Origin of the sequence: Nocardia sp. NPDC050435 (genome assembly GCF_040655395.1) — a bacterium.
Lineage (GTDB): Bacteria > Actinomycetota > Actinomycetes > Mycobacteriales > Mycobacteriaceae > Nocardia.
On record NZ_JBFAJW010000015.1, the window covers coordinates 1 to 11,857 of the forward strand.

General features: G+C 69.4%; 13 protein-coding genes. 5 read left to right on the forward strand and 8 right to left on the reverse strand.

Going from position 1 to position 11,857, the window contains the following annotated elements; all coding sequences use genetic code 11:
• Positions 1-403: 403 nt before the first annotated feature.
• The 7 genes from tyrS to AB0I43_RS35930 form a co-directional block, all read right to left on the reverse strand.
• On the reverse strand, positions 404-1,693 hold the full coding sequence (gene tyrS / locus AB0I43_RS35900; protein WP_357433452.1) for a tyrosine--tRNA ligase: 1,290 nt from the start codon (positions 1,691-1,693) through the stop codon (positions 404-406).
• A gap of 244 nt (positions 1,694-1,937) precedes the next feature.
• The gene (locus AB0I43_RS35905; protein WP_357433454.1) at positions 1,938-2,363 is read right to left on the reverse strand and encodes a DoxX family protein; all 426 of its coding nucleotides are present in this window, start codon (positions 2,361-2,363) and stop codon (positions 1,938-1,940) included.
• A 121-nt stretch (positions 2,364-2,484) separates the two neighbouring features.
• A complete protein-coding gene (locus tag AB0I43_RS35910; protein ID WP_357433455.1) occupies positions 2,485-3,090 on the reverse strand; it encodes a DNA-3-methyladenine glycosylase in 606 nt (201 codons plus the stop codon).
• A 23-nt stretch (positions 3,091-3,113) separates the two neighbouring features.
• Positions 3,114-4,262 (reverse strand): low temperature requirement protein A, encoded by a 1,149-nt coding sequence (locus tag AB0I43_RS35915; protein WP_357433457.1) that lies wholly within the window; start codon positions 4,260-4,262, stop codon positions 3,114-3,116.
• 42 nt (positions 4,263-4,304) lie between these two features.
• Positions 4,305-5,189, reverse strand: a complete 885-nt coding sequence (locus AB0I43_RS35920; protein WP_357433459.1) for an RNA polymerase sigma-70 factor — start codon at positions 5,187-5,189, stop codon at positions 4,305-4,307.
• 83 nt (positions 5,190-5,272) lie between these two features.
• Positions 5,273-6,457 (reverse strand): FAD-dependent oxidoreductase, encoded by a 1,185-nt coding sequence (locus tag AB0I43_RS35925; RefSeq protein WP_357433461.1) that lies wholly within the window; start codon positions 6,455-6,457, stop codon positions 5,273-5,275.
• A gap of 102 nt (positions 6,458-6,559) precedes the next feature.
• Complete coding sequence (locus tag AB0I43_RS35930) at positions 6,560-7,258, reverse strand: NAD(P)H-binding protein (protein WP_357433463.1); 699 nt, start codon at positions 7,256-7,258, stop codon at positions 6,560-6,562.
• Between the two features lie 94 nt (positions 7,259-7,352).
• On the opposite strand from AB0I43_RS35930, the gene AB0I43_RS35935 reads away from it, so the two are divergent.
• The 5 genes from AB0I43_RS35935 to AB0I43_RS35955 all read left to right on the forward strand — a co-directional run bounded on the left by AB0I43_RS35935 (position 7,353) and on the right by AB0I43_RS35955 (position 11,652).
• The gene (locus AB0I43_RS35935; RefSeq protein ID WP_357433465.1) at positions 7,353-7,826 is read left to right on the forward strand and encodes a MarR family transcriptional regulator; all 474 of its coding nucleotides are present in this window, start codon (positions 7,353-7,355) and stop codon (positions 7,824-7,826) included.
• A 70-nt stretch (positions 7,827-7,896) separates the two neighbouring features.
• A complete protein-coding gene (locus AB0I43_RS35940) occupies positions 7,897-9,408 on the forward strand; it encodes a multicopper oxidase domain-containing protein (protein WP_357433466.1) in 1,512 nt (503 codons plus the stop codon).
• Between the two features lie 110 nt (positions 9,409-9,518).
• Complete coding sequence (locus AB0I43_RS35945) at positions 9,519-10,247, forward strand: ABC transporter ATP-binding protein (RefSeq protein WP_357433468.1); 729 nt, start codon at positions 9,519-9,521, stop codon at positions 10,245-10,247.
• On the forward strand, positions 10,244-11,017 hold the full coding sequence (locus tag AB0I43_RS35950; RefSeq protein ID WP_357433470.1) for an ABC transporter permease: 774 nt from the start codon (positions 10,244-10,246) through the stop codon (positions 11,015-11,017). The genes AB0I43_RS35945 and AB0I43_RS35950 overlap by 4 nt, the downstream gene beginning before the upstream one ends.
• A complete protein-coding gene (locus tag AB0I43_RS35955; protein WP_356978811.1) occupies positions 11,014-11,652 on the forward strand; it encodes a TetR family transcriptional regulator in 639 nt (212 codons plus the stop codon). Before AB0I43_RS35950 ends, AB0I43_RS35955 begins: the two co-directional genes overlap by 4 nt.
• On the opposite strand, the gene AB0I43_RS35960 is transcribed toward AB0I43_RS35955, so the two are convergent.
• Positions 11,627-11,857 (reverse strand): Trm112 family protein, encoded by a 231-nt coding sequence (locus AB0I43_RS35960; protein ID WP_356978809.1) that lies wholly within the window; start codon positions 11,855-11,857, stop codon positions 11,627-11,629. The genes AB0I43_RS35955 and AB0I43_RS35960 overlap by 26 nt on opposite strands.

Genomic DNA, 11,857 nt, shown 5'->3' on the forward strand with positions numbered 1-11,857 from the left:
TCCCAACCGGGGGGTATGAAATGGCTGGCACCAATAAATTATTGGCACTGACATTCATCGACACACTATTGAGTTCTCAAAGAACACACGCACAAACATCCGCTCCAGATTTAACCGGGGCTTCCGTGAGGCAACTGTTCCAGCCTAAGACTCGCACCGCACAGTGTCAAATCCCTGCTCGGTCTCGCGGTCTGGCATGCCAGGCGCTCCCCGTCCTACCTCGTTTCCCTGGCCTCTCGGCTCCGGGTCGGTGTCCGTGTCGCTCTGACTCGACATAAGTTACGCGGCAGGGAACGCAAGGTCAAATCGGCACTACACGCGTGTAATTCCGCTGGTCAGACACCCTGGAGACGGCCCGAATGCGGGCTTGGGCCACGATTTTGTGACCCAAGCCACGCTGAGATCAGGCTGCTGCCCGGCGCGCGCCCGCCAGGTTCTTCTTGCCCCGGCGCAGCACCAGCCACTGTCCGTGCAGGTAGTCGGCCTCGGCGGGGGTCCATTCCAGGTCGGTGATCTTCTCGTTGTTCACGTACGCGCCACCCTCGTTGACCGCGCGCCGTGCCGCGCCGCGGCTTTCGGACAGCCCGCTCGCGACCAGCAGGTCCACGATCGTCTCCCCCGCCTTCACCTCCGCCACCACGCCGTCGACCGCGGCTTCGCGCAGCGCCGCGCCCAGCGTCGGCTCGTCGAGCTCGCGCAGTTCGCCGCGACCGAACAGTGCCTGGCTGGCCAGCTGCACCGCTTCGGTGTGCCGCGCGCCGTGCACCAGGGTCGTCATCTCGGCGGCCAAGCGGCGCTGGGCCTCCCGCGCGTGCGGGCGCTCGGCGGTGGCCACCTCCAGTTCGTCGAGCTCCTCGCGCGAGAGGAAGGTGAACCAGCGCAGGTACCGGACGACGTCCGCGTCCGCGGTGTTCACGAAGTACTGGTACCAGGCGTAGGGGCTGGTCATCTCCGGGTCCAGCCAGAGGCTGCCGCCGCCGGTGGACTTGCCGAACTTCTTGCCGTCGGCCGAGGTCACCAGCGGCACGGTGAGCGCGTGCACCGGCTCGCCGTCGACGCGGCGGTTCAGCTCGACGCCGGCGATGATGTTGCCCCACTGATCCGAGCCGCCGACCTGCAGCGTGCAGCCGTACTGGCGGCGCAGTTGCAGGTAGTCGTTGGCCTGCAACAGCATGTAGCTGAACTCGGTGTAGGACATGCCGTCGCTGTCGAGCCGCCGCTTGACCGTGTCGCGGGCGAGCATGACGTTGATCGAGAAGTGCTTGCCGATGTCGCGCAGGAAGTCGACCGTCGACAGCGATCCGGTCCAGTCCATGTTGTTGGCGATGATCGCGCCGTTCGCCGAATCGTCGAGGTCGACGAAACGTTCCAGCTGCGAGCGGATCCGCCCCGCCCACTCGGCGACGGTGTCGGTGGAGTTCATGGTGCGCTCGCCGACATCGCGCGGGTCACCGATCAGGCCGGTGGCGCCGCCGGCGAGCACGATCGGCCGGTGGCCGGCCCGCTGGAAACGCTTGAGCGCGAGCAACGGAACCAGGTGTCCGGCGTGCAGGCTGGCGGCGGTGGGGTCGAACCCCGCATACAGGGTCAGCGGACCGGCCTCGGCCGCCGCCCGGAGGGCATCGAGGTCGGTGGACTGCGCGATCAGTCCGCGCCAGGTCAGTTCATCGATGATGTCGCCGCGTTCGCTCACGCTGTCCCATCTTTCCGCACGTGTGTCCTGCGCGGATGCGCAGGTGCCAGGAGGGATTGTGCGCGCCGGGCCGCGCGGCGGCCACCGAATAACAGCGGCCACCTGGCGCGCGCCCCCGGGGACTCGCGAACCAGATGGCCGCTGGACCGATCACTGCCAACCCGACGGTGATCGATCGGCAACGAGCACGACCCGGCGGCCGGCGGGAAGACCCACCGATCGCCGGGCGTGCTCTAGAGCAGTGTCACCGCGAGATCGTGGCGCGCAGAGCGGCGATGGAGTCGCGGCGCTCGTAGGCGATCCAGGCGAAGATCGCCGAGAGCACCAGCGGGAAGATGGCCATGCCCGGCATGTCCGCGAGGAAGGCCTGGGTTCCGGCGGCGAGCAGGGTGAGCACCGACAGACCGCCGGCGGCCAGCGCGCTCAGCTTCGGCACCATCAGGCCGATGCCGCCCGCGACCTCGGCGACGCCGATGAAGACGAGCAGTGCGAGCGGGATGGCGACGGGCGCGCTCTCGTTCGCCATCAGCGTCTGCGGGATGACGAGCTTCGGACCGCCGGAGGCGATGACGAAGAACAGGCCGAGCACGATCTGCAGCGTCCACAGCACGCGGTTGCGGATCTTGGCGGAGGTGGTGACGGTCTGGGCGGGAGCGGTGATGGCGGTCATTTCTGCGTTCCTTCTGGTCGGTCGCGCCGGGTTGGTAGCGCGTTCAGCAGTAAGGACGGAGGCCGCCGAGGAAACTCATCGCGGGTGCCGAAGAATTTTTCGAATTCGCCGAAACCGCTGGTCACTTCGTTGCGCGTGGGCTGCGCCGGTAGGCGGACACGGCCCGCGAGGACGGCAACCAGAAGCGCCACGGGACCTCCGCGGCCGCGCTAACCCCGACCCGCGGCCCGCTCGCGATGGCGGCGGGATCCTGGTTTCCGTTCAGCTCCAGCCGGATCGGGGCGGCGGGCTCGAACAGGTCGGCGCCGTAGTCGGCCAGGGTGATGCCGAGCGCGCTGCCGAAATTGCCGGGGCCCCTGGCCAAGTCGAGATCGGTGCGAGCGGTGGGGCGGCGCTCGCGGGCCGTGTCCAGGCCCGCGATCACCTCGCCGGAGCGCAGCAGCACGGCGCTGGCCACCCCGTCGAAGCCGGTGGTGACGTTCACGCACCGGTGCATGCCGTAGCTGAGATAGACATAGAGAAAGCCGGCCGGTCCGAACATCACCGCGTTGCGCGGGGTGCGCCCGCGCCCCGAGTGCGAGGCGGGATCCGGCCACGGTCCGGCCGGGTCGCCGCCGTAGGCCTCGACCTCGACGATGCGCACCCCGACCGGCCCGGACCACAGCGTCGCCCTCAGCAGCCGGCGGGCGGCGGCGGGCGGTTCGAGAGCCAGTTCGTCAGCGGACACGGCTTCCCATTGTGGACGAGACCTCAGACATAGGAGCTGTGGTGCCCGGACCGCAGCGTGATCACGTCGTCGATGATGACCACCGCGAACGCGGCCGCGACCAGGGCCGCGAGCTGAGCCCAGGCCACCCACAGCAGCCCGATCGGCAGGGTGGCGGCCAGGGCGGCCGCCCCGATTAGCCGGGTCCACGGGCGCGGCAGCGACAGCGCCTGCCGGAAACCCCACTGCCCGCAGAAGTACAGCGCGACACCGCCGGTCAGCGCGGCCGCGGCCGGCCAGGTGGCGGCCTCGTTGCCGTGCGCGATGCTCATCTGGATGCCGGCCGCGGCCAGCGTGACCCCGGTCAGCATCGGATACACCGCGTAGCCGTAGGCGAGCACCGCGGGCCGCGAGCGCTCCCGGGCCGGGACCGCGGCGAGCGCGTGCTCGCCGCGTTCGTCGTCGACGCCGAAATACGCCCACCACAGCACATAGGCCAGCCCGAGCCCGAGCGCGACATTGGCGACCAGGCCGAGGGTGAGGTCGCGGTCGGTGAGGCCGACGCCGATCGAGACGATCGATTCACCGATCGCCACGATGATGACCAGGCCGTGCCGCTCGGCGAAGTGCCGTGCCCGCACCTCGAAGCCGCTGGTGTCGATCAGGTAGGGGGTGAGGATCTGCCACGCGAAAGCCAGTGCCCAGCACAGATATTGCGGCCAGCCGTGCAGGAAGCCGCCGGTCAGCACCAGTGCGGCGGCGATCGCGTTGAACGGCGCTATCTTCTTGATCGCGACCAGCGCCGAGGCGCCGCCGGCGGAGGCGAACAGCGCCGTGTGCACGGCGGTCACCAGGACATAGCCCAGCCCGAAGACGACGCCGGTGCCGTGGAAGGCGTCCGGAATGGCGAGCGCGAGCACGAAGAAACCGAACATCCCCACCAGCAGCAGGGTGCGCCGGCCGGAGGTGTTCGGGGCCACCTCGTTGGTCAGCCAGGTGAAGCCGTCGTACATCCACCAGATGACGCCGAACACGATCACGATCTGCGCCACCGCCTCCCACCCCGGATGATGCACGAAGACGTGGGTGAGCTGGGTGATGGTGAAGACGAAAACGAGGTCGAAGAACAGTTCCAGGGTCGACACCCGTAACTGTCCGCCTTCGGGGTCGGTCCCCGCGATCTGGCTGGTCACCGCAGAAGCGTAGAGCGCGCGCCGCCGGTTCGCCGCGCAGGCTCAGCCGAGGGTCTCCGGATCCAGATACAGCCCCTTCAGTTTGTAGGGGTTGACCTGGAAGCGCAGATTCCGGATGTGACCGTCGGCGAGGTCGTAGGTGAAGGCGGCCACCGGATTTCCGCCGATCGTGGCCAGCGTGCCCAGTTCACCGTTGATGTGCGCGGACCGGAACTCCACGCCCGCCACCGACGGTTTGGCCAGCACGCCCAGCACCCAGCGCGCGACGTGGTCGGGGCCGTGCAGCGGCCGGCGGGCCGCGGTGACCACGCCGCCGCCGTCGGACCAGGAGGTGACCTCGGGGGCGAGCAGATCCATCAGCGCGTTCAGGTCACCGCCCGCGCACGCGGCCATGAACTGCTCGGTGACGTGCGCGCGTTCGGCGGTGTCGGTGTCGAAGCGCGGCCGCCGCGACTGCACGTGCGCGCGGGCGCGGTGCGCGATCTGGCGCACGGTGGCCTCGGTCTTGTCGAGGGTGTCGGCGATTTCGGCGTGCGAGTAGCCGAAGACCTCCCGCAGCACGAACACCGCGCGTTCGACCGGGCTCAGGGTTTCCAGGACCACCAGCATCGCGGTGGAGACGGTGTCCGCCAATTCGGTCTCCTCGGCGATGTTGGGCGTGGTCAGCAGCGGTTCGGGCAGCCAGGGCCCGACGTAGTTCTCGCGGGTCGCGCGGGCGGAGGTGAGCCGGTTCAGCGACAGGTTGGTGACGGTGCGCACCAGGTAGGACTTGGGGTGCTGCACGGTGGCGCGGTCGGTGGCATGCCATTTCAGCCAGGTGTCCTGCAGGATGTCCTCGGCGTCGGTGACGGTGCCCAGCATCCGGTAGGCGGTGGAGAACAGCAGGCGGCGATGTTCGATGAACGGATCCGGCGTCTCGTCGTTCATCGGTCGGTTCTCCTCGTCGTCGATCACGTGAACCATCGTCGGACAGCCCGCCGGGCGAGCGCTCGGCGGGCTATCCGCGACGGTCACGCGGTGGCACGGGTGGCCTTGCCACCTTTGGACAGCTGCACCGGGATGTCGATCTTCATGCCCATCCGGTAGGCGTTCAGCGGGCTGCTGCTGACCGATTCCTTGTACATCCGGGCGGCGCGGCCGGTCAGGTAGAACCGGCCCGGGGTGTCGTCGGCCTTGGTGAACTGGATGACCGCGTCGCGGCGGCCGAGGCTGACCGGCTGATGGAAGTAGCCGAACCGGAAGGGCCGCACCGGCTTTCCGCGCAGTTGCGCGACGATGGCGGCGACGGTGTAGTCGGCGGTCGGCAGGCCCGACTGGCAGGTGCCGTGCACCTGGCCCCAGGCCTGGCGCACCGCGGCGGCGTCGCCGATCGCGCGGATGTCCGGGTGCGACACCGAGCGCAGGGTCGGGTCGACGACGATCAGTCCGTGCGCGTCGGTTTCGATGCCGGACTCGGCCGCCAGCGGCGACACCCGGACACCGGCGGTCCACAGCGTGAGATCAGCGGGAAGGGTTGCGCCGCCCGCCAATTCGATGGCGTCGGGCAGCACCTTGATGACCTTGCGGCCGATCTCACGGACCACACCGAGCCGATCGAGCACCCGGTTCAGGTAGGCGCGCGCCTTCTCGCCCATCATCGCGCCGGGCTCGCCGGTGCTGACCAGGGTGACGGTGAGATCCGGGTACTGCTCGGCGATTTCGGCCGCGGCCTCGATGCCGGTGAGTCCGCCGCCGCTGACCACGACCGCGCCGCCGCGCGCGGCGACCGCCGCCAGCCGCTCGGCGAAGCGGTGCGCCTCGCGGGGGTCGTTCAGCGTCCAGGCGTGTTCGGCGGCGCCGGGCACGATCGAGGTGTCGGTGCTGGAGCCGAGCGCGTAGATCAGTTCGTCGTAGGGCAGCGTGACGGCGTCGTCGACGCGAACCATCCGGCGTTCCGGGTCGATGGCGGTGGCCCGGCCCTGGACGAATTCGACGCAGGTGCCCTCCAGCAGGGCCGGGATCCGGTGGTCGCCCAATTCCTGGCCGGCCGCGATCTGGTGCATGCGCAGGCGCTCGGTGAAACGGTCCGACGGGTTCACCAGGGTGATCCGCACGTCGAGTTTGCGGGTGCGCCGCGCCAGCCGGATGGCGGCCAGCATGCCGGTGTAGCCCGCGCCGAGAACGACGATTCGGTGGGTGGTGGTCTGGGTGGTCATGGCCGTGGCTCCCGTGCTCTCTTGGTTGCTGACGACCATGGGACAGATGACCCCCGCCGGACGTGACACCCCAGCCGTGTGATCTGAGTCACATAGCTGGATTCAGCTCTTACCCAGCGCTTCCGAGCGGATCAACTGCAGGATGCTCGGGTTGTCGGCGGTGGTGACGACCGCGACCGTGTCGCGCACGAACAACCCCTCGGTCTCGGCCAGGCGCAGCAGGCTCGCGGCCAGATCGACCCGCGCGGTGAAGCGGCTGTCGGCATGTCCGGCCACCATCGTGTACTCGGTGACGGCGGGCAGCTCGAAGAGCCCGCTCGGGCGCACGATCGTCCAATCCAGCTCGGTCGCCCGCAGCAACGCTTCCATCCGGCGCATGTCGTCGTAGAGGGTGCGGCCCAGAACCCGCGCGATATAGGGCTGCACGACGCGGTTGAACAGGAACCCGGCGTCGGAGTAGGGCCTGAGGTCGACCGCGCTCGAGGAAACCACGGCGATGCGCCGCACCCGATGCTTGCGCATCGCTGTCACGATATTGCCGACACCGGCGGAATAGGTGGTGATCTCCGCCTTCCCGAACGGCACACCCAGGACGGACAGCACCACATCGCCGCCGGCGACCGCGGTGTCCACCGAATCCTGGTGCAGCACATCGCCTTCGAAGACAGTGAGCCGGTCGTGCGCGAGCGGGAAATCGGCGGGCCTGCGGGTGACGGCGACGACGTCGTGGCCCGCGTCGAGGGCTTGACCGGTCAGCAGGCGGCCGGTGGGTCCATTGGCCCCGAAAACGATGATGCGCATGTGATCCTCCAGGAAGCGGTATGTCGCCGACGCCGCTCGATTCCGGCGTCGTATCATATGAGAACCATATCATCTAATACGAGAGTCGTACTATATGAGTGACGTAAGAGATAGAAGGCGGGCCGCGAACGCCGTCAAGGAGTCGCTGCGGGAACTGAATTCGCACCTGGCCCTGCTGAACCGGGTGTTCGGCAGCAAGCTGGAGCTCAAGGACGCCGACTGGCACTGCCTGGACCTGATCAGCCGGCACGGCCCGATCAGCCCGGGCGCGCTGGCCAAGCTGGCGGGCCTGCACCCCGCAACGATGACCGGCATCCTGGACCGGTTGCAGCGCGGCGGCTGGGCGGTGCGCGAGCGCGATCCCGACGCCGCCGATCGCCGCGCGGTCACGGTGCGCGCGGTGCGCGACCGCAACCCCGAGCTGTATCGCGTGCTCGCGCCGATGAACACCCGGATGGACGAGCTGTGCGAGCGATACACCCCCGAACAGCTGGAATTGATCGCCGATTTCCTACGGCGCACCACCGGCGCGAGCCAGGACGCGGCCGCCGAACTCGGTGCGGACTAAGGGATAGACCAGGGGCAGATCCGGGTCGCTCCCCGATGTCCGAAAGCCGCCCGGTTCCTAGTTTCAGTGCATGGCTTCGGTTCCCTGGTTGCGGCGGTTACTGCTCGGCGTCGCACTGCTGGTCGTTCTCGTCCCCGCACTGATCGGCGGGTGCGTCACGTGGGTGTACACCGGCGCGGCGATATCGACCGCCGGCAGCACGGATTTCCGGAACGAACTGGCGATCCCACCGCTGGCCGAGGGCGCCCTCGACCCGGACGGCACCCGGATCTTCGACCTCGAGATGCGCACGGGGCGTAAGGAATTCCGGCCGGCACAGACCACCGAGACGTGGGGCTTCAACGGCGACTACCTGGGGCCGACCCTGCGCGCCCGGCGGGGCGAACGGGTGGAGGTGCGCGTGCGCAACGCGTTGCCCGAAGCCTCCACAGTGCACTGGCACGGCATGCATCTGCCCGCGGCCATGGACGGCGGGCCGCACCAGACGGTCGCCGCGGGCGCGTCCTGGACGCCGCGGTGGACGATCGATCAACCGGCCGCGACCCTCTGGTACCACCCGCATCCGCACGGCGCGACCGAACAGCACGTGCGCCGGGGCTTGGCGGGCCTGTTCCTGCTCGACGACGAGAATGCCGAATCCCTGTCGCTGCCCGCGGAATACGGCGTCGACGACCTTCCGGTGATCGTGCAGGACGTGAAGTTCACCGGATCCGGGTTCGACAACGCCCACCGGATCTTCCGCAACGCCGGCTTTCTGGGCGAGCAGATCCTGGTCAACGGCACGCTCGCGCCCTACCGCGAGGTCGGCGCCGAGCTGGTGCGCCTGCGCCTGCTCAACGCCTCGACCGCGCGGATCTACAACTTCGCCTTCGCCGACGAGCGCACCTTCGCCCTGATCGGCACCGACGGCGGCCTGGTGCCGCGCCCGCTCACCCTGGATCGCGTGCAGCTCTCCCCCGGCGAGCGCGCCGAGATCGTGGTGCGGATGCGCGCGGGCGAGCGAACGGTGTTGCGCAGCAACCCGCTCGACGCCGGACTCGATTTCTGGAACCAGCGCTTCTCCGGGGGCGACGACCGGTTCGACATTCTCGAACTGCGCGCCGCGGCGGCGCTGCGCCCCGCGCCCCCGTTGCCCGCGGCACTCGCGGCACTGTCGGTGCCCGACGGCGCGCAGGCGGCGCGCGAGCGGCACTTCGACCTGAATCTGGCCGGTATCAACAATGTTCCGATGGCGATGGACCGGATCGACCTCACGGTCACCCGGGGCAGCACCGAGATCTGGGTGGTGCGCAACGCCGACGGCATGCCGCACAACTTCCACGTGCACGACGCGCAGTTCCGCGTGCTGTCGGTGAACGGCGGACCGCCGCCCGCGCCGCTGACCGGAGCCAAGGACACGGTGTTCGTCGCACCCGACAGCACCGTCCGGCTGGCGCTGCGCTTCGACGGACCCGCGGACCCGGACACGCCCTACATGTATCACTGCCATCTGCTCTGGCACGAGGATCAGGGAATGATGGGCCAGTTCGTCGTGGTCGAGCCCGGGCAGGCGGCGGGGGCGCCGCCCGGGCATGGGCACTGAGCTGGGGTTACACCCGACCTGCTTGTGTTCCCGGCGGCACCGGCGTTTAATTCAACACATAGTGAATTCAACGCTCGATGAATTGAGCGCACCGAGGAATCGAGGCGACCATGCCGCACCCCTCAACCCCCGCCGTCGAAGTCCGGGATCTCACCGTCCGGCGCGGTAAACGCGAAGTGCTGCACCAGATTTCGCTGACCGTGCCGCGCGGGTCGATCACCGGGCTGCTGGGCCCGTCCGGCTGCGGCAAGACGACGCTGATGCGCGCCGTCGTCGGCACACAGATCGTGGAATCCGGCCAGGTGCACGCCCTCGGGCAGCCCGCGGGGTCGCCCGACCTGCGCCGCCGCATCGGCTACGTCACCCAGTCCCCCAGCATCTACGCCGACATCAGCGTCCGCGAGAACGTCGCCTACTACGCCGCGCTCTACGGCCGCGACCACGACGCCGTCGACACCGCCATCGCCGCGGTCGGCCTCGGCGAGCACGCCCGGCAGCGCGGCGACGAACTCTCCGGCGGTCAGAAGACCCGCGCCTCGCTGGCCTGCGCCCTGGTCGCGCAGCCGGAGCTGCTGATCCTCGACGAGCCCACGGTCGGGCTGGATCCGGTCCTGCGTGTGGACCTGTGGAAACAGTTCCACGAACTGGCCGCCAACGGCACGACCCTGCTGGTCTCCAGCCACGTCATGGACGAGGCCGAGCACTGCGACCGGCTGCTGCTCCTGCGCGAGGGGCACCTGCTCGCCGAATCCACCCCGGACGAACTGCGCGAACGCACCGGCGAACAGAACCTCGAGCGCGCCTTCCTGACCCTGATCACGAGGGGATCCCAGTCATGACCAGCACCCCGGTGCGCACACTGCGCCCCTACCTCGCGACCACCGAACGCATTCTGCGCCAGCTCCGCAACGACCACCGCACCGTCGCCATGATCGTGGTGGTGCCCGCGCTGCTGATGACGCTGCTGTACTTCATCTACGCGGAGGCCCCGCACGCGCCGCACGGGCCGTCCCTGTTCGACAAGGTCGGCATCAGCATGCTCGGCATCCTGCCGTTCATCGTGATGTTCCTGATCACCGCGATCGCCATGCAGCGCGAACGCACCTCGGGCACCCTCGAAAGACTGCTCACCACACCGCTGTCCAAGCTCGATCTGCTGGCCGGGTACGGCACCGCGTTCTCCCTGGCCGCCGCCGCGCAGGCCGGGGTGGCGTGCCTGGTGTCGTTCGGGCTGCTCGGGCTCGACGCCGCGGGCAACCCGGGCTGGGTGGTGCTGATCGCGATGGTGGACGCGGTCTGCGGGGTCGCGCTCGGCCTGCTGGCAAGCGCGTTCGCGCGCACCGAATTCCAGGCGGTGCAGTTCATGCCGGTGATCGTCGCGCCGCAGATCTTCCTGTGCGGTCTGCTGGTGCCGCGCGATCAGCTGCCGAGCTGGCTGGAACCGATCAGCAATGTGATGCCGCTGAGCTACGCCGTCGACGCGCTGCAAGAGGTTTCGCGGTCACCGGAGGCGACCGGGCAGATGTGGCGGGACCTGGCGATCGTGGCCGCGTTCGCGATCGTCGCCCTGTGCCTGGGCGCCGCGACGCTGCGGCGGCGCACCGCATGACCGGCGCCCGAGCGCGCAACGGACGGTCCGGGCGCCGGCCCGGGCAGTCCGGCGCGCGCGAGCAGATCCTGGCGGCCGCGCGGTCGCGCTTCGCCGAGGCCGGCTTCGACAAGACCTCGATCCGCGCGGTCGCCGGGGACGCCGGCGTCGATCCGGCGCTGGTGCACCACTATTTCGGGACCAAGCAGCAACTGTTCGCCGCGGTGGTGGAATTGCCGGTGGATCCGGAGGCGACCCTGCGGTTCATCGAGGCCGCGCCGCTGGACCAGCTCGGGCCCACCATCCTGCAGGCGGTCGCGACGGTGTGGGATTCCCCGGCCGGGCCCGGCCTGATCGCCGCGGTGCGCACCCTGCTCGGCGGCAGCGATCCGGAGCTGGCGCGCACCTTTCTGCTCGAAGTCGTGCTGGAACGGGTGCGGCTGCGCATCGCGACGCCCGAGGACGACGGGCGCACCCGCATCGCGCTGGTCGCCTCGCAGATGATCGGCGTGCTGGTGGCACGCAAGATCGTCGGGGTGGAACCGTTGGCGTCGATGCCGATTCCGGAGGTCGTCGCCGCGGTGGGGCCGACGCTCCAGCGCTACCTGACCGGTGAGCTCGACAGCGCGGTCACGCCTGGGCGTGCTGCCCGGTGAAGCTCTCGTGCTCGGCGTCGGTGACGTCGCGGGCCTCATCGATCAGTAGCACCGGGATGCCGTTGTCGATCGGGTAGGCCCGGCGCAGGCGCGGGTTGTAGAGCAGGGAATCGCCGCCCGCGCGGACCAGCAGCAGCGGGCCCTTGTCCTGCGGGCAGGCCAGCAGGCTCAACAGGGTGGCGTCCAAGGCGGTTTCCTCCGGCAT

What these genes read in the sequence shown, in the direction of transcription:
- AB0I43_RS35925 (WP_357433461.1), bottom strand. Translation starts at nt 6,457, where the DNA reads ATGACCACCCAGACCACCACCCACCGAATCGTCGTTCTCGGCGCGGGC.
- AB0I43_RS35945 (WP_357433468.1), top strand. Translation starts at nt 9,519, where the DNA reads ATGCCGCACCCCTCAACCCCCGCCGTCGAAGTCCGGGATCTCACCGTC.
- AB0I43_RS35955 (WP_356978811.1), top strand. Translation starts at nt 11,014, where the DNA reads ATGACCGGCGCCCGAGCGCGCAACGGACGGTCCGGGCGCCGGCCCGGG.
- AB0I43_RS35950 (WP_357433470.1), top strand. Translation starts at nt 10,244, where the DNA reads ATGACCAGCACCCCGGTGCGCACACTGCGCCCCTACCTCGCGACCACC.
- AB0I43_RS35935 (WP_357433465.1), top strand. Translation starts at nt 7,353, where the DNA reads ATGAGTGACGTAAGAGATAGAAGGCGGGCCGCGAACGCCGTCAAGGAG.
- AB0I43_RS35930 (WP_357433463.1), bottom strand. Translation starts at nt 7,258, where the DNA reads ATGCGCATCATCGTTTTCGGGGCCAATGGACCCACCGGCCGCCTGCTG.
- AB0I43_RS35940 (WP_357433466.1), top strand. Translation starts at nt 7,897, where the DNA reads ATGGCTTCGGTTCCCTGGTTGCGGCGGTTACTGCTCGGCGTCGCACTG.
- AB0I43_RS35920 (WP_357433459.1), bottom strand. Translation starts at nt 5,189, where the DNA reads ATGAACGACGAGACGCCGGATCCGTTCATCGAACATCGCCGCCTGCTG.
- AB0I43_RS35905 (WP_357433454.1), bottom strand. Translation starts at nt 2,363, where the DNA reads ATGACCGCCATCACCGCTCCCGCCCAGACCGTCACCACCTCCGCCAAG.
- AB0I43_RS35960 (WP_356978809.1), bottom strand. Translation starts at nt 11,857, where the DNA reads ATGCCGGAGGAAACCGCCTTGGACGCCACCCTGTTGAGCCTGCTGGCC.